This is a genomic window from Labrys monachus, from assembly GCF_030814655.1.
In the GTDB taxonomy this organism is placed as follows: domain Bacteria; phylum Pseudomonadota; class Alphaproteobacteria; order Rhizobiales; family Labraceae; genus Labrys; species Labrys monacha.
The window spans coordinates 1439765-1460029 of the sequence record NZ_JAUSVK010000001.1; the positions used below are offsets into that span (position 1 = coordinate 1439765).

The 20265-nt window shown below is 67.6% G+C and carries 19 protein-coding genes; 11 read left to right on the plus strand and 8 right to left on the minus strand.

Features of this window, described 5'->3' with window-relative positions; genetic code table 11:
- The first annotated feature begins 172 nt into the window (after positions 1-172).
- From J3R73_RS06360 to J3R73_RS06375, 4 genes are read left to right on the plus strand one after another with little or no spacing between them, the layout of a single operon-like run.
- A complete protein-coding gene (locus tag J3R73_RS06360) occupies positions 173-1795 on the plus strand; it encodes a GMC family oxidoreductase (RefSeq protein ID WP_307423891.1) in 1623 nt (540 codons plus the stop codon).
- Positions 1796-1824: 29 nt separating this feature from the next.
- Positions 1825-3015: a mandelate racemase/muconate lactonizing enzyme family protein gene (locus J3R73_RS06365; protein ID WP_307423894.1), complete on the plus strand. Its 1191-nt coding sequence runs from the start codon at positions 1825-1827 to the stop codon at positions 3013-3015.
- Positions 3016-3026: 11 nt separating this feature from the next.
- On the plus strand, positions 3027-3935 hold the full coding sequence (locus J3R73_RS06370) for an NAD(P)-dependent oxidoreductase (protein ID WP_307423897.1): 909 nt from the start codon (positions 3027-3029) through the stop codon (positions 3933-3935).
- Between the two features lie 33 nt (positions 3936-3968).
- Positions 3969-4373: a hypothetical protein gene (locus tag J3R73_RS06375; RefSeq protein ID WP_307423901.1), complete on the plus strand. Its 405-nt coding sequence runs from the start codon at positions 3969-3971 to the stop codon at positions 4371-4373.
- Positions 4374-4395: 22 nt separating this feature from the next.
- Here J3R73_RS06375 and J3R73_RS06380 read toward each other — a convergent pair whose 3' ends face one another.
- On the minus strand, positions 4396-5256 hold the full coding sequence (locus J3R73_RS06380; protein ID WP_307423904.1) for an NAD-dependent epimerase/dehydratase family protein: 861 nt from the start codon (positions 5254-5256) through the stop codon (positions 4396-4398).
- A gap of 150 nt (positions 5257-5406) precedes the next feature.
- Here J3R73_RS06380 and J3R73_RS06385 point away from each other — a divergent pair, with 150 nt between their 5' ends.
- Both J3R73_RS06385 and J3R73_RS06390 read left to right on the plus strand, forming a co-directional pair.
- Positions 5407-6147, plus strand: coding sequence for a FadR/GntR family transcriptional regulator (locus J3R73_RS06385; RefSeq protein ID WP_307423907.1), 741 nt, complete (start codon positions 5407-5409; stop codon positions 6145-6147).
- 193 nt (positions 6148-6340) lie between these two features.
- A complete protein-coding gene (locus J3R73_RS06390) occupies positions 6341-7261 on the plus strand; it encodes an NAD(P)-dependent oxidoreductase (RefSeq protein ID WP_307423909.1) in 921 nt (306 codons plus the stop codon).
- Positions 7262-7350: 89 nt separating this feature from the next.
- Here J3R73_RS06390 and J3R73_RS06395 read toward each other — a convergent pair whose 3' ends face one another.
- The 7 genes from J3R73_RS06395 to J3R73_RS06425 all read right to left on the minus strand — a co-directional run bounded on the left by J3R73_RS06395 (position 7351) and on the right by J3R73_RS06425 (position 15185).
- Positions 7351-8100: a FadR/GntR family transcriptional regulator gene (locus J3R73_RS06395; RefSeq protein WP_307423913.1), complete on the minus strand. Its 750-nt coding sequence runs from the start codon at positions 8098-8100 to the stop codon at positions 7351-7353.
- 70 nt (positions 8101-8170) lie between these two features.
- Positions 8171-9142 (minus strand): ABC transporter permease, encoded by a 972-nt coding sequence (locus J3R73_RS06400; protein ID WP_307423916.1) that lies wholly within the window; start codon positions 9140-9142, stop codon positions 8171-8173.
- 24 nt (positions 9143-9166) lie between these two features.
- Positions 9167-10669, minus strand: coding sequence for a sugar ABC transporter ATP-binding protein (locus J3R73_RS06405; RefSeq protein WP_307423918.1), 1503 nt, complete (start codon positions 10667-10669; stop codon positions 9167-9169).
- A 5-nt stretch (positions 10670-10674) separates the two neighbouring features.
- Positions 10675-11667, minus strand: a complete 993-nt coding sequence (locus J3R73_RS06410) for an ABC transporter permease (protein ID WP_307423921.1) — start codon at positions 11665-11667, stop codon at positions 10675-10677.
- A gap of 148 nt (positions 11668-11815) precedes the next feature.
- Positions 11816-12901: a sugar ABC transporter substrate-binding protein gene (locus J3R73_RS06415; protein WP_370879850.1), complete on the minus strand. Its 1086-nt coding sequence runs from the start codon at positions 12899-12901 to the stop codon at positions 11816-11818.
- 376 nt (positions 12902-13277) lie between these two features.
- Complete coding sequence (locus J3R73_RS06420) at positions 13278-14144, minus strand: amidohydrolase family protein (RefSeq protein WP_307423923.1); 867 nt, start codon at positions 14142-14144, stop codon at positions 13278-13280.
- Between the two features lie 54 nt (positions 14145-14198).
- Positions 14199-15185, minus strand: coding sequence for an aldo/keto reductase (locus tag J3R73_RS06425; protein ID WP_307423926.1), 987 nt, complete (start codon positions 15183-15185; stop codon positions 14199-14201).
- A 224-nt stretch (positions 15186-15409) separates the two neighbouring features.
- On the opposite strand from J3R73_RS06425, the gene J3R73_RS06430 reads away from it, so the two are divergent.
- The 5 genes from J3R73_RS06430 to J3R73_RS06450 all read left to right on the plus strand — a co-directional run bounded on the left by J3R73_RS06430 (position 15410) and on the right by J3R73_RS06450 (position 20179).
- Positions 15410-16627 (plus strand): ABC transporter substrate-binding protein, encoded by a 1218-nt coding sequence (locus J3R73_RS06430; protein WP_307423930.1) that lies wholly within the window; start codon positions 15410-15412, stop codon positions 16625-16627.
- Between the two features lie 188 nt (positions 16628-16815).
- Complete coding sequence (locus J3R73_RS06435; RefSeq protein WP_307423932.1) at positions 16816-17685, plus strand: branched-chain amino acid ABC transporter permease; 870 nt, start codon at positions 16816-16818, stop codon at positions 17683-17685.
- Positions 17686-17729: 44 nt separating this feature from the next.
- A complete protein-coding gene (locus tag J3R73_RS06440) occupies positions 17730-18728 on the plus strand; it encodes a branched-chain amino acid ABC transporter permease (protein WP_307423936.1) in 999 nt (332 codons plus the stop codon).
- 3 nt (positions 18729-18731) lie between these two features.
- Positions 18732-19454, plus strand: a complete 723-nt coding sequence (locus J3R73_RS06445) for an ABC transporter ATP-binding protein (protein ID WP_307423939.1) — start codon at positions 18732-18734, stop codon at positions 19452-19454.
- The gene (locus J3R73_RS06450; RefSeq protein WP_307423943.1) at positions 19454-20179 is read left to right on the plus strand and encodes an ABC transporter ATP-binding protein; all 726 of its coding nucleotides are present in this window, start codon (positions 19454-19456) and stop codon (positions 20177-20179) included. Before J3R73_RS06445 ends, J3R73_RS06450 begins: the two co-directional genes overlap by 1 nt.
- The last annotated feature ends 86 nt before the right edge of the window (positions 20180-20265 follow it).

The window sequence follows — 20265 nt, forward strand, 5'->3', positions numbered from 1 at the left end:
TGTCCCGCTTCCCATTGGCCCGGAGCGGGCCGTCATTGCCGATACGGAAGATGCGACCCGGGCGCACACGCTCCGGGAAGGCCCGCCGATTCATTTGCCTTGCGGCCCGCGAGGCTCTAGCGTCGCGCCGTTGCAATATAGCGGTGCTGAACTCCGGACGATGGAACGGAACATGGAGACGTTCGATTTCATCGTGGTAGGCGCCGGCTCGGCTGGCTGCGTGCTGGCCGACCGCCTCTCCGAAAGCGGCAGGTACAGCGTGCTCGTGCTCGAAGCGGGCGGGCATGACCGCCGTTTCTGGATCAAGACCCCGATCGGTTACGGACGCACGTTCCTCGACGGCCGCGTCAACTGGAAATACCAGGCCGAGCCCGACCCGGGCGCCGATGGACGTCCGGCCTACTGGCCGCGCGGGCGGGTCGTCGGCGGATCGAGCTCCATCAATGCCCTGGTCTATTGCCGCGGCCTTCCCCAGGATTTCGACGATTGGCGGGCCGAGGGCAATGCCGGGTGGGGCTGGGACGATGTCGAGCCGGTCTTTTCCCGTTTCGAAGGCCGCATCGACCGTGCCGGGCGCCGGACAGGCCCGGGCGCCCTCGCCGTCGCCGACGTCCGCGACGAGGTGCATCCGCTCAAGAGCCACTTCCTGGCGAGCGCCGGCGAGATCGGCCTGCCGCTGACCGAGGACTTCAACGGCCCGTCGCCCGAAGGCGTCGGCGTCTACGCCATCACGCGCCGGCCGAACGGGCTCAGATGCTCGGCCGCCGATGCCTTCCTCCGGCCGGCGCTCAAGCGCGCCAAGGTCCGGCTCGAAACCGGGGCGCTGGTGACGCGCATCGCGATCGAGCAGGGCCGCGCCCGGGGCGTCGACTACGAGCACCACGGCGAGGCGAGGAGCGCCGCGGCGCGCTGCGCCGTCATCCTCAGCGCCGGCGCGGTCAACTCGCCGCAATTGCTGCAATTGTCGGGTATCGGCCCCGGCGCGACGCTGCGGGAGCAGGGCATCGAGGTCCGCCTGGACCGCCCCGCGGTCGGCGGCAACCTGCAGGACCATCTCGCCGTCACCTATTACTACAAGTCGCGCGAGCCGACGCTCAACGACGAGCTCCATCCCTGGCACGGAAAGATGCGGGCGGGCCTGCGCTATGTCGCCAGCCGGCGCGGACCCCTCAGCCTCAGCGTCAACCAATGCGGCGGCTTCGTCCGCTCCAGCGCAGCGAGCCAGCGGCCCGACCTCCAGCTCTATTTCAATCCGCTGACCTATATCGAGGCGAGGACGTCGGAGCGCCCCTCGCTCAACCCCGATCCCTTCTCCGGCTTCATCCTCTCCTACCAGCCGGCCCGCCCGACCAGCCGAGGGCGCATCGACATCGCCTCGGCCGATCCGAGGCAGGCGCCGCGCATCCGGCCCAATTCGCTGTCCACGCAGAAGGATCTCGACGACGTCGTCGCCGGCGGGCGCCTGCTCCAGGCTCTCGTGCGGACGAGGGCGATGCAGGCGCTGATCGCCGAGCCGATCGCGCCCGGCATCGAGGCCATGGACGACGAGGCGATCCTGGCCGATTTCCGCCGGCGCTGCGGCACCGTCTTCCATCCGGTCGGGACCTGCAGGATGGGCTCCGACGCCGGCAATGCCGTGGTCGACGGGTCGCTCCGCGTCCACGGCCTGGACGGGCTGCGCGTGGCCGATGCCTCGGTGTTTCCCGCCATCACCTCCGGCAACACCAACGCGCCGACGATGATGGTCGCCCACAAGGCGGCCGACCTCATCCTGCACGATGCGGGCGCGGCCTGAGACATGCTCCCACGCAGAGGAAGATCGCCATGAAACTCGAGAGCGTCCGCGTCTTCGTGGTGGGCAATCCGCCCCCGGGCTATGGCGGCCGGTATTTTGTCTTCCTCAAACTGCGCACAGCCTGCGGCATCGAGGGCGTCGGGGAGGCCTATGCAGCGACCTTCGGGCCGCATGTCGTCGCCCGCATGATCGAGGACGTGTTCATGCGGCGCTTCGAGGGCGAGGATCCGACGCGGATCGAGAGCCTGTGGCGCCGTGTCCACGGGTCGGGCTTCACCCTCAGGCCGGACCCGTCGCTGATGGGCGTGATGAGCGCCCTCGAAATGGCGTGCTGGGATATCGCCGGCAAGGCGGCGAACCGTCCCGTCTACGATCTCCTCGGCGGCAAGGTGCGGGAGAGGCTCAGGAGCTACACCTATATCTATCCGGAGGAAGGCGAGAGCGACGCCGTCTATCACGACGCGGAACGCTCGGCCGAGCGCGCCTCCGACTATGTGAGGCAGGGCTTCACGGCGCTGAAATTCGACCCGGCGGGGGCCTATTCGGCCTTCGACCCGCGCCAGCCGGACCTCGAATCGCTGGCGCTGTCCGAGCGCTTCATCCGGCTGATCCGCGAGGCGGTGGGCACGAAGGCCGACCTCTTGTTCGGCACGCACGGCCAGTTCACCACGTCCGGCGCCATCCGCCTCGCCCGGCGGCTGGAGCCCTACGATCCGCTCTGGTTCGAGGAGCCGGTGCCGCCCGAAATGCCCGAGGAGATGGCCAAGGTGGCCCATGCCACCACCATCCCGATCGCCACCGGCGAAAGGCTGACCACGAAATACGAGTTCGCCCGCGTGCTGGCGACCGGCGCCGCCAGCATCCTGCAGATGAATCTCGGCCGCGTCGGCGGGCTGCTCGAGGCCAAGAAGATCGCCGGCATGGCCGAGGCGCATTACGCGCAGATCGCGCCGCATCTCTATTGCGGGCCGATCGTGGGGGCGGCGAACATCCAGCTCGCCGCCTGCATCCCGAATTTCCTCATCCTGGAGAGCATCGAGCGCTGGGGCGGCTTCCATGCCGAACTGCTGAAGACGCCGATCCTCTGGGAGGACGGCCATGTCATCCCCCCGACGGCGCCCGGGCTCGGCGTCGAACTCGACGAAACCGTGGCGCTCGCCCATCCCTATCCGGCGGACGGGCGCCTTCATCTGGAAATGACGGAGCAGCCGCTCGGCTGAAGGACACTTTCATGCGTTACGCGTTTATCGGCCTCGGCCATCTCGGGCGCCATCTGGCGGCAAGCCTGGTGCGCAAGGGCTTCGACGTCACGGTCCACGATCTCGACCGCAAGGCGGCGGACCCGCTGGTCGCCGCCGGCGCCCGCTGGGCCGATGGCGCCGCGGCCGCCGTGCAGGACGTCGATGCGCTCGTCACCTGCCTGCCGTCGCCGAAGGCCTCGCAGGCCGTGCTGGAAGCGGCCCTGCCGGCCATGCGCCCCGGCGCGACCTGGATCGAGATGAGCACCAACGATTTCCCCGTCATCCAGGACCTCGCCGCGCGCGCGGCGGCGAAGGGCGTGGAAACGCTCGCCTGCCCGGTCACCGGCGGCGTCCACAAGGCGGAGGGAGGTGACATCACCGTCCTCGTCGGCGGCCCGCAGGCGGCCTTCGAGCGCCACGAGCCGGCGCTGCGCGCCATGGGCGGATCAGTGATCTTCCTTGGTGGCCTCGAACAGGCGAGCGTGACCAAGGTCGTCACCAACATGCTCGCCTTCATCCATCTCATCGCCGCCGGCGAGGCGCTGATGCTGTGCAAGCGCGCCGGGGTCGACCTGCGCGCCGCCTTCGAGGCGATCCGCGCCAGCTCCGGCAACAGCTTCGTGCACGAGACCGAGAGCCAGGTCATCCTCAACGGCAGCTACGACATCGGCTTCACCATGGACCTGGCCTGCAAGGATGCCGGCTTCGCCATGGAGATCGGCCGCCGCCTCGGCGTGCCCCTGAAGCTCGCCTCCGCCATGGAGCAGACCTTCATCGAAGGACGCACCCGCTATGGCGGCGGCGCCTGGTCCTCGATGATCGTCAAGCTGCTGGAAGACGCCACCGGCGACGAGCTGCGCGCGCCGGGATTCCCGGCGCGGCTGTCGGCGGACGATTGACAGTTTCAGCGACGGGCGGCGCCGGCTGGCATCATGCGGCCGGTCGCCTGCCTGGAGCCGAGGCGGTCAGTTCGTTTCCGTCGGCCGGACGCGCCAGTCTGGCTTGCCGTAAGGCGCAGGCCGAGCGTAAGGCTCCCGCTCGTCGAAATACACGATGCAATCCAGGCGGGGAAAAGCCGGATCCTTCATGGCGACGGCCTGCGCCCAGCTCCGGTTATAGTGTTCGTCGCCGGAATAGCCGAGTTCGGCGACGCATATCGGCTTGGCGAACGGCGCGACGCGATCATATCCGGGCTTCAGGACCTCGCTGAAAGACCGGTCATGGCCATATCGGTCATGGTCATAGGGCTGAAGACCGAAAGGCCGATCTCGTCGGCAGAGGCGTCTCTGGCGTCAGCACGCCTCGGCCGAGATGACGAGGTGATCGAGGCGCGCTGACCGAATGCCGGTACCGGGCGAATCAGGATTCCAGATCCCGAGGCGGCAGATTGGCGGGGGAGGGAAACATCTCCGCCGGCGGGAAATCCTCGCGCGAATAGTCCGCCCGCACGAACACGCCGCCCTGGTAGCGCTCGGTGACCGGATCGTCCGTCACCTTGCCGCGCACCTTTTCGGCCTGGTCGTCGGAACTGTCGCGCGGGCGCCAGCCGATCACCGCGCGGCCGTCGCGGTTCCAGAAACTACGGCTGTTGTCGGAGGCGCCCCAGACGACGGTGCAGCCGACCTTGTCCGCCTCCGCGCAACGCTCGACGAGCGCGACGAAATCGTCATGCGACAGCCATGTCGAGAGGATGCGTTCGTTCGGCACCTCCGGCAGCACCGAGCCGATGCGGATGAGGACGCTCTCGACCGCATGTTTTTCCCAATAGACGCGCGCGAGCATCTCGCCATAGGCCTTCGACAGGCCGTAGAAGCCGTCCGGCCGCATCGGATCGTCCTGGTCGAGCTTCACCGTGCGTTCGTAGAAGCCGAAGACGTGGTTGGAGGAGGCGAACACCACGCGGGCCTTTTCCTGCCGCGCGGCTTCGTAGATGTTGAAGCTGCCGCGCAGATTGGGGCCGAGAATCGTGTCGAAGGGATGTTCGGTGGAAATGCCGCCGAAATGGAGGATCAGGCCGCATCCCCGTGCGAGGGCTCCGACGGCGCCGCCCTCTTCGAGGTCGGCACGCTCGAAGGCGGCGCCGGGGGGAAGCGGGTCGGGAAAATCCCTGATATCAGTCAGCCGCAGCGTCCAGCCGAGCGCGGCGAGGCGGTGGGCGAGCAGGCGTCCGAGCGTGCCGGAGGCTCCCGTCAGCAGCACGGGCTTGAGAGGTCGGGACAAGGGCGGTTCCTTTGGCGATCCCGCGAGAGCAGCGCTCGGCGGCAGGGGTGTTCGTCGATGGGGCAGGGCGCGCGGCCGACTATTCGTCCTATAACAATACCAATATCGTTTTGCCAAGACAGCGCTGACATTGGCGTGTATTGAGGTGGCATGTCGCGCATGTCGATCCCGCCTTTGTCCCTGCCGCCCGCCGTCAGCCGCACGGCCCAGGTTGCCGAGTGGTTCGCGCGGGAAATCCGCGCCGGCCGGCTGCGCAGCGGCGAGAAACTGCCGACCGAGCAGGAACTCATCGCCCGCTTCCAGGTGAGCCGCACGGTCATCCGCGAGGCGATGGCCTCGCTGCGTTCCGAGGGGCTGGTGGTCAGCCGGCAGGGTTCGGGCGTCTTCGTCGCCGACCACGGCACGAGCAGGGCCTTCCGTATCGTGTCGGAGGAGATGCGCTCGCTGGTCGAGGTGCTCAACGTGTTGCAGCTGCGCCTCGCGGTCGAGACCGAGGCGGCAGGCCTGGCGGCGGAGAAGCGAACCGCCGAAGACCTGGCGCAGATGCGCCATTGGCTCGATGCGATCGACGCGTCGATCGCGGCGGGAGAATCGGCCGTGGAAGCCGATTTCGCCTTTCACCGCGCCATTTCCTCGGCGACGCGCAATCCCTATTTCGAGCGCTTCATGCATTTCCTCGGCCCGGTCATCATCCCCCGCCAGTCGGTGCGGCCGGAAGCCGAGACTCCCGGGCAGCGCCGGCATTATCTCGAACAGGTGCAGGTGGAACATCGCCGGCTCTATGACGCCATCGAGAGCGGCGATCCCGCGGCTTCCAGGCTGAGGCTGAGGGAGCATCTGGAAGCCGGGCAGGAGCGCTATCGCAAAATGGTCGGCCGCCACCAGGAATAGGCAGCCTCTGGCCTCGCGAGGGCGCCGAGCCGGAGCGGCTTCCCGACATGGCGACGCCGACGGACCTTTTTTCTGGCGACAGAAAATTTGTATGGTTATACGATGAATTCCGTGTCGGCATCCCTCGATGCCGACACGGGCGGCGGCCGTGCGGCTTGACCGCCTGCGAAAACACGCCTCCAGGGAGACAGCGATGAAAGAGCGGATCGGCTTCGTCGGATTGGGCATGATGGGATCGGCCATGGCGGCGAACCTGCTCGCCAAGGGCTGGCCGCTGGCGGTCCTCGCCCATGCCCGGCGCGAGGCCGTCGACAGGCTGGTGGCGGCCGGCGCGACCGAGGCCGGGAGCGCCAGGGAGCTGGCGCTGGCGAGCGACATCGTCATCCTGTGCGTGACTGGCTCGCCGCAGGTGGAGGAGATCGTCAGGGGTCCCGGCGGCCTCGCCTCGGCCGGCAAGCCGCTGCTCATCCTCGATTGCTCGACGTCCAATCCCGCCTCCACCATCCAGCTGGCCGGGGACCTCGCCGGGCAGGGCATCACGCTGATCGACACCCCGCTCGGCCGCACGCCGAAGGAAGCCGCCGCCGGCACGCTCGACGTCATGGCGGGCGGCGCGGAGGCCGACGTGGCGCGCGCCCGGCCGGTACTCGCGGCTTTTGCCGGGCGGATCATCCATACCGGACCGACCGGCAGCGGCCACACCATGAAGCTCCTCAACAATTTCATCTCGATGGGCTATTCGGCGATCTATTCGGAGGCGCTGATGCTCGGCGCCAAGGCCGGGCTGACGCCGAAAGTGTTCGACAGCGTCGTCCGCGGCGGGCGCATGGATTGCAGCTTCTACCAGGCCTTCTTCGAATTCGTGCTCAACCGCGACGAGAACGCCCAGCGCTTCGCGATGAAGAACGCCCTCAAGGACATGACCTATCTGGCCTCCTTCGCCCATGCGAGCGGCGCGGCCAACCCGATGGGCGCGGCGGTGCGCAACGGCTTCGCGGCCGCGGTCGCCATGGGCCGAGGCGAGGCCTTCGTGCCTGCCCTGTCGGATGTCGTCGCCGCGCTGAACGGCGTGTCGCTGGTCGATCAGGGAGCGGCCGCTCCGGCGGCAGTCTGAGGTCCGAACCGCCCGGGATGGTTTCGCTCGTCCCGGGCTGTGTTTGCGAACGGGTTCGTGCGTCGCGGCGGAAGTCGCGAGGCGGCCGTTCACCGCGCTCCGTTGCGGCCGAGCCTCGGTTCCGGGCGTCCGCCGGCATGCGGGTCGACGCGCTGTGCCGCGCCGGCGAGATGGCTGCGCATGGCTTCCTGCGCCCGCGGAACGTCCCCGGCCTCGATCGCGGCGAGGATGGCTTCATGCTCGGCGAGCGTGGCGAGGGCGATGTCGTCGGACCGGTGGCGGTTGCCCGAGGCGAGGATGCTTTCGCGCACGCGTTCCGAAACGAAGCCGAGGAACTGCACCATATAGGCGTTGCCGGTGGCCCGGGCGACGGCGCGGTGGAATTCGAGATCCGTCCGCAGCCATTGAAGGCTGCCATAGGGTACGTCGGTCATGATGGAGAGCGTGCGGCGCATGCCCTCGATGTCCTCGGGGGTGCGCCGCCCGGCGGCGAGGCCGGCCGCCTCCACTTCGAGGATGCCGCGCAATTCGAAGAGATGGCGGAAGGCGTCGCCCTTCTCCAGGGCGTCGTAGTCGATGGTGAGCACGGTGGCATTGGCCGAATCCGCGACGAAGGCGCCGCGGCCCTGCTGCGACCAGACGCGCCCTTCCGAGCGCAGTCGCGCGATCGCCTCGCGGACGACGTTGCGGCTGACGCCGAAGGTGGTGGCGAGCGCCTGCTCGGTCGGCAACTGGTCGCCCGGCCGGAGCCGGCCCTGCGCGATCTCGCGCGTGATGGAGCTTGCGACGAGCGTCGACAGATGCGGGCCGCGACTGACCTTGTCGAGCTTCAGCGTCATCGTCCACCCGTTCCCGCGGCGCCCCACATCCGTCCCGAAGGGAGAGGCGGCCAGCGCTTGCCTCGCGTTCTCATTTGATGACGTCGATCTTGCTGCGGTCGATGGTGATCGCCACGGCGACCACGAGCACGGCGCCGAACACGATGTTCTCGGCGAAGATGTTGACGCCGACGAACGTCATGCCGATGCGCACGATCGAGATGATGAGGGCCCCGATGGCGGTGCGGACCACGCCGCCGAGCCCGCCGGTGATGGCGGTGCCGCCGACGATCACCGCCGCGATGGCGGGCAGCATCAGCTGGTTGGCCAGGATCGGCGAGCCGCTCGACAGGCGGCAGGCGAGGATGGCGCCGGCGAGCGCGGCGAGGGCGCCCGAAATCGCGAAGGCGGTGATCTTGGTGCGGTCGACGTTGATGCCGGCCGCCCAGGCCGCCGGTTCCCCGGCGCCGACGGCGACGCTGTGGCGCCCGAACTTGGTATAGCGCAGGCCGAGATAGCCGAGCAGGCCGACGAGCAGCGCGATGATCACCACCACCGGCACGCCCCAGATCCTCTGATTCATCCAGGCGGTGTCGAGGCGGCTCGCCTCCTCGATGGTGATCGAGCGGCCATGGGCGGCGAGCAGGGCGAGGCCGGACACGACGCCGCCGCTGGCGAGCGTCGCCACGAAGGAGGGCACGCGCAGCCGCACATGCACATAGCCGCTGGCGAGGCCGAAGACGAAGCCGGTGGCGACCGCGACGGGGAAGGCGAACAGGCCGATCGAGGGCAGCAGCTGCGCCAGCACCACGCTCGCCAGCGAGGCAACCGACTGGATGGAAAGATCGATGCCGCCGATCAGGATGACGAAGGTCTGCCCGGCGGCGAGGATGAACAGCACCGCGGTGTCGGAGAGCACCACGGTCAGCGTCTCGGGCGTGACGAAGCCCGGCGCGCCGATCTCGACGATGGCGATGAGCGCGATCAGGAGCGCCGGCGGCGCCGCGTCGCGCAGCCATCCATAGGAGCCGCTCCGTGGGCGGAGATTGGCGAGAAAGGTCATCGGGTCCTGTCCTCGGTGTGTCGTTCAGACCATCTGGCGGAGAAGTTCGACCTGGTCCGGCTTGTGGCCGGCGGAGGCGTCGAAGCGGGCGGTGATCTCGCCGTCGCGCATGACGAGGATCGTATGGGAGAGGCCGATCGTCTCTTCCAGCGTGTCCGAGATCAGCAGGATGGCGGCGCCCTGGGCCGAAAGGTCGCGGATCAGCTCGTAGACCTCTTCCTTGGCGCCGACGTCGAGGCCGCGGGTGGGGTGGTCGAGCACGAGGATGCGCGAACCGGCCGTCATCCAGCGGGCGAGCACGACCTTTTGCTGGTTGCCGCCGCTGAGCTTGCGGCAGGCGATGTCCGGCCCGGGCGCCTTGATGCGCAGCCGGCGGATCCAGTCCTGCGCGAGCCTGCGCTCCTTGCGATGGTCGATCGCGCCCCGGCGCATGACGCTGTCGAGGTTGGCAAGGGTGATGTTGACGGCGATGGACAGGAACATCACCAGCCCCTCGACGCGCCGCTCGCGCGGGATGTAGCCGATACCGCGCTGGACCGCGCCTTCGGGCGTGGCGAAGCGGACGGCCTGGCCCGCCACCTTCAATTCGCCTTCGCTCGGGGTGAGGAAGCCGCCGACGCAGCGCGTCACCTCCTCGCGACCCGAGCCGACGACGCCGGCGATGCCGACCACCTCGCCGGCGTGCAGCTTGAAGTCGACGCCACGAAACGCTCCGGCGAGGCCGAGAGCGCCGGCCTCGAGCAGGATCTCCGATTGCGGCGGCTGCTGGCAGGCCTCCTTGTAATATTCGGTATGCAGCCCGCGCCCGACCATGATCTCGTGGAGCTGCGGCGCCGTCACGGCGGCTGCCTCGTGTTCGGCCACCACCTGGCCGTCCTTCATGACGTAGACCCGGTCGCTGATGCGCAGGACCTCGTCGAGGCGATGGGAGACGAAGACGAAGCTCGCCCTCGACTTGAGCGCCCGCACCCGGGCGAACAGCGTGTCGATGTCGGCGCTGCCGAGGACAGAGGTCGGCTCGTCGAGCAGGATGACGAGCTGCCGGTTGGTGCTTTCCTCCAGCGTCAGCGCCTTGGCGAGCTCGACCATCTGGCGCACGGCGAAAGTGAGCTCCGACGTCCTTTGGGCGACATCGACCTCCACGCCGATCTTGGCGAGCTGACGGCGGGCGGCCGCGTGCATGGCGCCCCAGTCGACGAGGCCGAAGCGCGTGAACTGCGCTTCCTGGCCGAGATAGATGTTCTCCGCCACGGACATGTTGAGGAGCAGAGATTGCTCCTGGAACACCATGCCGATGCCGTGCACGGCGGCGTCGCGCGCGTTGCGCAGGCGCAGCGGCTCGCCGTCGAGCTTGAGCGAACCCGAATCCGGCTGGTGCGTGCCGGCGAGGATGCGCATCAGCGTCGACTTGCCGGCGCCATTCTCCCCGATCAGGCCGACGACCTCGTTCGGCCGGATCTCGATGTCGACGTTCCTCAGCGCGGGGACGCCGACGAAGGACTTGCTGATCTGTGCGGCTGCGAGCATGGCGGTCACTTCACGATCTTGAGGCGCGAACGGTCGAGCGACAGGGCGACCGCGGCGATGATCATCAGGCCCTGCACCGTCTGCTGCACATAGGGGGAGATGCCGAGCAGGATCATGCCGTTGGAGAGCACGGTGACGATCAGCACGCCGATCAGCGAGTTGACGACCCCGCCTTCCCCGCCGGTAAGGGCCGTGCCGCCGACGACCACGGCGGTGACCGAGGCGAAGAGGCGCCCGTCGCCGATCACCGCATTGGACTGGCCGAGCTGGGCGGCCGAGAGCACGCCGGCGATGCCGTAGAAGATGCCGGCCAGCGTGAAGGCCGCGATGCGGACGCGCGAGGGATCGATGCCGGAGAGCTCGGCGACGTCCTCGCCGCCGCCGATCGCCATGATGTGGCGCCCCAGCCGGGTGTAGTTCTGGATGAGGAAGGCGAAGGCGAAGACGAGAATGGCGACCCAGACGGCCAGCGGCACCTCGAACAGTCTGGTCAGGGCCAGAGCGCGCAGATTCTGGTCCATCAGCCGGACCGCCGATCCGCCGAGCATGTAGACGGAAATGCCGAGGCCGATGAACCAGGTGCCGAGGGTGGCCATGAAGGAGGGGATGCGCATGCGGGTCTGCACGACGCCGCTGACGAAGCCCATGAAGGCGCTCGCCACGACGGCCGCGAGCGCCGCCAGCCAGCCATAATCATGGGTGTTGAGATCGTTCGCCGCCAGCAGCACCACCACCATCGCCGAGATCGAGACGGCGCCCTCGACCGACAGGTCGATGCTGCCGAGCAGGATGATGAAGGTCATTCCCATCGCGAGCGTCAGCGGGACGGCGGCGGAATTCGCCACCCTGATCAGGTTGCGCACTTCGATGAAGTGCGGATTGGCGAGGCTGATGAGGATGCAGAGCACGATGAGGACGAGGAGGGGCGCGAGGCCGCGCAGGCGACGCTTGCCCGCCAGCGATCCGCGGAGCGAATGCAGGCGCGATGCGATATCCATGGAGCGTCCAGTTGCTGGTGCGGACGAGGTGCGATCGGAGTTCAACGTCACGGGACGATTTCCACTCGAAGGTTACGGCCCTGGCGCGGAGGGGCGCGGTGCCCCGCCGCAGATGTCGGAGCGGCGTGGAGCCGCTGCCCGCGAAGGCTCAGCCCTGGCGGATCGGCCCGGTCACGCGGCCCCAGATGTCGTTCCAGTCGATCGTCGGATGGGAATCGATATTGTGCTTGTAGTAGTCCTCGACGTTGTCCTTGGTGATCAGGAGCGCCTTGCCGTAGAATTCGCGGTGCTCGGGCGGCTCCTTGGCCGGGTCGATCTGCTTGGACAGCGCGTGGTAGCCGATGGAAAGCCCCATGCCGCCCTGCCAGTAGGGATCGGAGGTCACCGTGCAGGCGAACTCGCCCTTGCGCACCGCGTCGACCGCCGCCTTGATGCCGTCCACGCCGACGACCGGCACCTTGCCGGCGAGGCCTTCGGCGCGCAACGCCTCCAGGGCGCCGGTGCCCATGTCGTCATTGGCGGCCCAGATGCCCTTGATGTCGTCGCCGAAGCGGGTCAGCAGGCCGCTGGTGAGGTCGAAAGCCTCGGTCGATTTCCAGTTCGCAACCTGGAAGTCGAGGAGCTTGATGCCGGAATTCGCCGCCAGCGCCTGGTCGAGGCCCTTCTTGCGCTCGATCGCCGCGGTGTTGGAGATGGTGCCGCCGATGGCGATGATGCCGCCCGAGCCGCCGATCGCCTTGAACAGGATCTCGGCGATGGTCTTGCCGCTGGCGATGCCGTCGAACTCGATATGCGAGACGTAATTGGGATTGAAGTTGGCCGGGTGCAGGTCGTCTGGCTTGTTCCACTGCGTCACCACATAGGCGCCGGCCTTGGCGCAGGCCTCGACGATGGGGCGGGCGTCGGGCGTGTCGTTGGGATCGGAGTTCAGCACCATGTTGCCGCCGGTCTTGGCCAGCATGGCGCGGATGTCGGCGATGCCCTTTTCGCTGTTGCCCTCGGAGACGAGGGTGACATGCTCGAGGCCCATCGACTTGGCATAGGCGTCGGCGCCTTCCTTCCAGACCGCATGGTAGGGATTGGAGAGGGACCGGATCGAGGTGACCAGCGTCGGCTTGGCCTGGGCCAGCAGCCGACCGGGCAGGGCCGCCACGCCGAGGCCGGCAGCGGCACCCACCATGAATCGCCTGCGATTGATCCTCGCAGCGCGCAGAATGTCGAGATCGCTCATCATCACACCTTTCTTGGACGTCGTTTCCTGCCGACCGGCGCTTCTCCGGATGCCGGGGCGCTTTCTTGTCACGGGAAGGGCTCTTGCTGTGTTGTATGACAACCCTTCAAGCTGGAACCTTATAGGGCTTGCCACGACCGCACAAGGGAGGCGTCACGAAAGGCTGCAAATTATCCCGGGCACGCGGCCACGCCGGCCCCTCCTGGAAACGCAGGTCTTGCCGCTGCACGCTGGCGGGCGGATCGAGCCGTCGCGGCTGGCGGCGGGAAAGCTCTAAGATTCTACAAAATAATGAGATTTCCTTCTCCCGGCTCGGGAGAAGGCGCCTTGTTCTCGTCTCTCGGCGCTTAAGTGCGGAGACCTCCGTGCGCCCGGGAAGTCACGCCTTGCGATAGGTCGCAAGCCCGTAGGCTTCGATGGCGTTGAGGCCGAAGATCGCGTCCGTCTGCGTTGGCCCGAGATCGGCCAGGCAGGCTCGCAAGGCGGCGATGACCTGCTCGTAACGGCCGGCCACGAGGCAGACCGGCCAGTCGGTGCCGAACATGCAGCGGTCCCAGCCGAAGATGCGCAGGACTTCGGCGACATAGGGCCTGAGGTCGTCCGGCGACCAGTCGTGCCAATCCGCTTCGGTGATCATGCCCGACAATTTGCACCAGACATGATCGCGGCGGCCGGCAAAGCCGCCCATCAGCGCGGACCACGCCTCGAAGCCCCGGCCCTTGATGTCGGGCTTGGCGATATGGTCGACCACGAAGCGAAGCTGCGGGAAGTCGGCGACGGTCTGGACCGCCGCCGCCAGTTGCGGCGGCTTGACGACGAGATCATAGACGAGCCCGGCCTCGGCCAGCGCGCCGAGGCCGCGGCGCACATCGTCCCGCAGCAGCCATTCGGGGTCCGGCTCGTCCTGGACGAGATGGCGGATGCCGACGAGCCAGCGTCCTGCGGGGCTCGCCTTCAACGCGGCGATCGTGCGGGCGACCTGCGCGTCGGTGAGGTCGACCCAACCGACGACGCCGGCCACGAAATCCGTCTTTTGCGCGATCTCGATATAGTCCCAGGTCTCGCCCAGATCGTTCCAGGTCTGCACGAGAACCGTGCCGTCGACACCGTTGGCCCGCAGCAGGGGCCGCAGGTCCTCCGGCGCGAAGACCCGGTTGATCGGCTCGAAGGGACCGTTCAGCCAGGGATAGTCGCCCGTCGCCGGATCCCAGAAGTGATGATGCGAGTCGATGACGGGAGACGCCATGGTCGGGATTCCCAACAAGATGGTTGAAGAGGAAGATGGAGTCCCGGCAGCGGCTTACCAGCGCTGGTGGACATAGGGCTTGATGTCCTGGTCGTAGATCGCCTTGAGTTCGGCCATCACGTCGGACGAAAGGGCGGGAAGCTCGGCCGCCTCGGCGTTGGACCGGGCTTGCGCCGGGTTGCGGGCGCCGGGGATGGCGACGGTGATCGCGTCGAACATCAGGATCCAGCGCAGCGCGAACTTCGCCATGGTGGTGTCGCCCCCGACGAGCGGACGGATGCGCTCGACCGCGGCCAGGCCCTTGTCGTAGGGCACGCCAGAGAAGGTCTCGCCGACATCGAAGGCTTCGCCGTGGCGGTTGAACTGGCGGTGGTCGGTGTCCTCGAACTTCGTGTCGGCCTTGAACTTGCCGGAGAGGAGGCCGCTCGCCAGCGGCACGCGGGCGATGAGCGCCGTGTTCTTCGCCCTGGCGAGATCGAACAGATGCTCGATCGGGCGCTGCCGGAAGATGTTGAAGATGATCTGGATGCTGACGATGTTGGGATAGTCGAGGGCCTTCAGCGCTTCCTCGACGCGCTCGACGCTGACGCCGTAATTCCTGATCTTGCCTTGCTTGACCAGCGTGTCCAGGGCATCGAAGACCTCGGGACGGTAGTAGACGTCCGTCGACGGGCAGTGGAGCTGGACGAGGTCCAGCGCCTCGACGCCGAGATTGGTCAGGCTGCGGTCGACGAAGCCGGTGAGGTTGGCCAGCGTATAGCCGGCGGCGTCCTGCGTCGGCAGGCGCCGGCCCGCCTTGGTGGCGATGAAGGGCGGGGTGCCGCCACGCTCCTTGACGACACGGGCGATCAGCCGTTCGGAATGGCCGTCGCCATAGACGTCGGCTGTGTCGATGAAGGTGACGCCGCGGTCGAGCGCCTCGTGCAGGGCGGCGAGCGCCTCGGCGTCGTCGACATGGCCCCAGCTTGCGCCGATGGCCCAGGCCCCGAAGCCGATTTCGCTCACCTGGCGACCGGTACGGCCGAATTCTCTGCTCCGCATCTCACATTCCTCCTCTGGCCGGCGGCATGGGGCCGGCACTGCAATACAGGTAGGGTTATCATACAAGAGACTGCGGATGACAAGCCCGCGCGCCGATATCGGCCGAACGCGGGAGGCCTTCCGGCAGGCATGCCCGCTTGACAGGTCCAGCATGCCGCACTATCAGAGAACAGGGTTGTCATACAACCCTGTAAGAATGCAAAAAGTTCGGGAGGTTCTTCACCATGGCCGTAGGGGTCAACAAGGCTGCTCTTCTCGCATTCGGACTGGGCGCGCTCGCGACGCCAGCCCTGGCGGACGATACCGGCAACACCGTCAAGATCGGCGTGGTCGCCGCCGAATCCGGCTCATTCGTCTCGGCCGGGCATACGCTGCCGGCCGGCGTCAGCCTGGCGGTCAAGGAGATCAACGACGCCGGCGGCGTGAAGGTCGGCGACAAGACCTACAAGATCGAGCTGGTCAAGCGCGACGACCGCACCGACATCGGAACGGCGGTCGCCGCGACGCAGGAACTGGTGCGCGACGTCGGCGTGAAGGCGATCTTCGGCTCCGAATCGCACGATTTCACCCTGGCGATGACCAAGATCACCCAGCCGGCCAAGGTGCTCCACTTCGCCGGCAACAGCACGCTCGACACCATCCTCACCGATGCGAGCGTGGCGCCCGGCGGGGCGGACCATTATCTGTTCCAGACCGAGCCGCGCGAGTTCCAGCGCAGCGGCAGCACGGCGCGCGGCGTCCTCTCTTTGCTGCAGCCGATGGTGGACCATCCGATCAAGAAATCGGTGATCATCGCCGGCAACGACGCGACCGGCCAGTTCCTGTCCTCCTACTACATCAAGGCGCTGAAGGCCGAGGGCCAGGAGGTGCCGGACATCATCTTCTATCCGCCCGATACCACCGATTTCTCGCCGATCCTGACGCGGGCCAAGAGCCTCAATCCCGACGTGGTGCATTTCTGGTACAACGGCGACTCCACGCTGACGGCCCTGCCGCAGGCGGTCGAACTCGGCGTGGCGCCCAGCTATTTCCTCTTCGGCGTCGATCCCGGCATCTGGAAGGAGCGCAGCCTCTCGGCCGACGTGCCGGTGGCGATGAGCTGCGTGCCCGTCTGCTGGGGCGAGTCCTCCAATCCGAAGGCGAAGGCCTACTTCCAGAGCTATTTCGCCGCCGGCGCGCCCAAGGGCGTGACCTCCTCCGTCTCGCTGCTCTACTACGATTACGTCCATGTGCTCGCCGAGGCGTGGACCAAGGCCGGCAGCTTCGATCCGGATAAGGTCGTCGATGCCCTGATGACCCTCCACCACAAGGGCGTCGTCTCGGACGATCTGAGCTTCAATGCGCATCACCAGGTGACGCATGCGACCGAGGTCTGCGCCGCCAAGCCGGGCGGCGACATCACCTGCTCGATGCAGCAGCCGCCGGCGGACGCGCCGATGTGAGCCGGAATGGTGTTTCACCCTCCCCTCGATGGGGAGGGTCGACACGCAGTGTCGGGGTGGGGTGACTTCGCGAACGCGTTTCGCCCGTTCAAGAATCGTCGAGCTTCCTCACCCCACCCCGGCCTTTCAGGCCGACCCTCCCCCTCCAGGGGAGGGTGATCTGAGTTTCATTCGACCGGAAGAGCGGCGTGGAAATCTTCATCCAGCAGATCCTCAACGGATTATCGATCGCCAGCGTGATCACCCTGATCGCGGTCGGCGTCACCCTGATCTTCGGGCTCACCGGCATCATCAATTTCGCCCATGGCGAATTCCTGATGGTCGGCAGCATCGTCACCTGGCTCGCAGTCAGCAATGGCTGGGGCTTTCCGCTCGCGCTGTGCGCGGCCGTAGTCGTCGTCGCCGTGATGGGATTCGCGCTGGAGCGAGGTCTCTTCCGATTCACGCTGGACCTTCCGACCAACGGCTTCATCGTCTCGCTCGGGCTGATCGTCGTGCTGCAGCACATCGTCATCCTATTCTGGAACGCCAACCAGAAGAGCATTCCCCATCCGCTGACGAAGGTATGGGAGGTCGGCGGCGTCCGCATCGCGGCCGTCAGGGCCATGGTCATCATCGTGACCGCCCTCGTCGTGACGCTGACCTTCTTCGTCATCACCCGCAGCCGCTACGGCCGTGCCCTGCGGGCCAGCGTCGAGGATCGCGACACCGCCGCGCTGATGGGCATTCCCGTCCGCCGCTACATCACCGGCGTGTTCGTGTTCGGCAGCGCCCTGGCCGGCCTCGGCGGCGCGCTGCTGATCGCCCTGTTCCCGATCACGCCCTTCACCGGCGGCACCATCGTGATGAAGGGCTTCGCCGTCGCCCTGATCGGCGGCCTCGGCAATCTCACCGGTGCCGTCGCGGCAGGGCTGATCCTCGGCATCGTCGAAGGCTTCAGCGCCGGCTACGGCCTGTCGCAATGGACCGATGCCTATTCGTTCGCGCTGATGATCCTCGTGTTGCTCATCCGGCCCCAGGGCCTGTTCGGCGGCACCAGCGGCCCGAGGATCACATGACCGCCATGCGCCCTTCCGCCCCATCCCCGCAATCCCCGAGTGCCATGAAGACGCCCTTCCGCACGATTCTGCCGACTTTGGTCGTGCTCGTCCTGTTGGCGACCGTTCCCTGGCTGTCGCCGACCAACCGCATCCTGTCGCTGGCGATCACCGCCGGCATCAACATCGTCGCGCTCTACGGCCTCTCCGTGCTGTTCGGCCAGACCGGCATCCTGTCGATGGGTCATGCGGCCCTGATGGGTGCCGGCGCCTATGCCGCGACGATCCTGGCCCGGGACCTCGGCGTCGGCTTCTGGCTCGCCATTCCCCTGTCGGCGCTCGTCGCCGCCGCGATCGCCACGATCGTCGGCTTTCCGTCCCTGCGGGTCGGCGGGCATCATTTCGTCATCCTCACCTTCGCCTTCGGCCAGTTGCTCACCATCATCCTCACCAATGGCGGCGACTTCACCGGACGGGCGACCGGCCTCGACCTGCAGGCGCCGCTGACCCTGTTCGGCATGGATCTCAGCCCGCTGCCGCGCTTCTATCTCCTGGTCCTCGGCTTCGTCGCCCTCAGCGCGGTCGCGAGCTGGGCGATCGTCCATTCGCGCTACGGGCGGACGCTGCGCGCCATCCGCGAGAACGAGAAGCTCGCCGCCTCGCTCGGCATCGATGTCGGCCGGCACAAGATCGGCGCCTTCGTCGTCAGCGGGCTGTTCGCCGGGGTGTCGGGCGTGCTCCTGACCTATTTCCTCCGCCATATCTCGCCGACGCAGTTTTCCTCCTTTCCCAGCATCTATCTCGCCTTGATGGTGATGATCGGCGGCGCCCGCCTGCTGCTGGGGCCGCTGGCCGGCGGCATCCTCGTCGCCTTCCTGCCGGAGATGTTCAATCTCGACCCCGTGGAATCGCGCATCCTCTACGGCGTATGCCTGATCGCGGTGATCCTCCTCCTGCCCAACGGCCTGATCGCCGGCCTGCTCGACGGGTGGAAGCGGCTGTTCGGGCGCAGGCCGGCGTCGAGCCCGGCTGCAGCCAGCCGATCCTCGGTGTCGGGAGGCTGAGCCATGGGCACATTGGAAATCAGCGGCCTCCGCAAGCAGTTCGGCGGCGTCGTCGCCCTCGCCGGCGTCGACCTGACTATCGAGGAGGGCGAGATCCTCGGCGTGGTCGGTCCCAACGGCTCCGGCAAGACCACGCTGTTCAACGTCATCACCGGCGTGCACAAGCCGACGGCCGGCCGCGTCACCTGGCGCGGCGCCGACATCACCGGCCTGGCGGCCCATGCCATCTCGCGCATCGGCATCGGCCATACCTTCCAGCAGGCGATGGCGTTCCCCGGGCTGAGCGTGTTCGAGAATGTGCAGATCGCGTCCGAGCATTGCCGCCACGCCCGCAACGAGGCCTATCCCTGGCCCTCGCCCGACGCGCTGCTGTCCTTCGTCGGGCTGCAGGACCTGCGCCGGGAGATCGCCGGCATCATGCCCTTCGGCAATCTGCGGCTGCTGGGACTGGCGCTCGCCCTGGCTTCGCGCCCGACGATGCTGCTGCTCGACGAGCCCGCCGCCGGCCTCAACGACAAGGAGACCGCCAAGCTCGTGGACCTGGTGAAGCAATTGCCGGGGCATGGCATCAGCGTCTGCGTCATCGACCACGACATGAACCTGATGCAGAGGCTGTGCCGGCGCCTCGTCGTGCTCGACTTCGGCAGCAAGATCGCCGACGGCCCCACGGCGGAGGTGCTGAACGACCCCAAGGTGCTCGAAGTCTATCTTGGAGGGGCGCTCTGATGCTTCTGGAGGTTTCCGGCATCACCACCGGCTACGGGCCGACCATCGTCAACCGCGGCGTTTCGCTCACGCTCGGCGCCGGCGAGGTCGCGACCATCCTCGGCCCGAACGGCGCGGGCAAGAGCACGCTGCTGCGCACCATCGCGGGCCTGGTCAAACCGAGGGCGGGCACCGTCCGCTTCGGCGGCAGCGACGCCACCGGACAGCCGCCGGACGTGATGGCCAAGCGCGGGGTCGTGCTCGTGCCGGAGGGTCGCCGCATCTTCGGGGACATGACGGTGGAGGAGAATCTGCGCCTCGGCGCCTATGCCAGGCGTGACAGCGCCGCCGTCGATGCCGACGTGACGCTGATGGAGAACTTCTTCCCGATCCTCGCCACCAAGCGGCGCGACAAGGGCGGCTCCCTCAGCGGCGGGCAGCAGCAGATGCTGGCGATCGCCCGCGGCCTGATGGCGCGGCCGCGCGTCCTCCTGCTCGACGAGCCCTCGCTTGGCCTGTCGCCGCTGCTGGTCAAGGAGATCCAGGCGATCATCCTGTCGATCGGCGAGCGCTTCGGCGCCTCGGTGCTGCTCGTCGAGCAGAATGCGGGCCTCGCTCTGTCGGTGGCGACGCGCGGCTACCTCATGCAGACGGGACAGATCGTCACATCCGGGCCGATCGAGGAACTGCGCGACATGTCGCTGATGCGCGAACTCTATCTCGGCGGCGCGGCCGTGGCTTCCTGAGCCGGGCGGGTCCGGTCTCACCCTGTCCGGGCGCAGGGGGGGATGGGCTGTACCCGGGCCGCCGATTTGCGTAGGCTTGGGGGAAT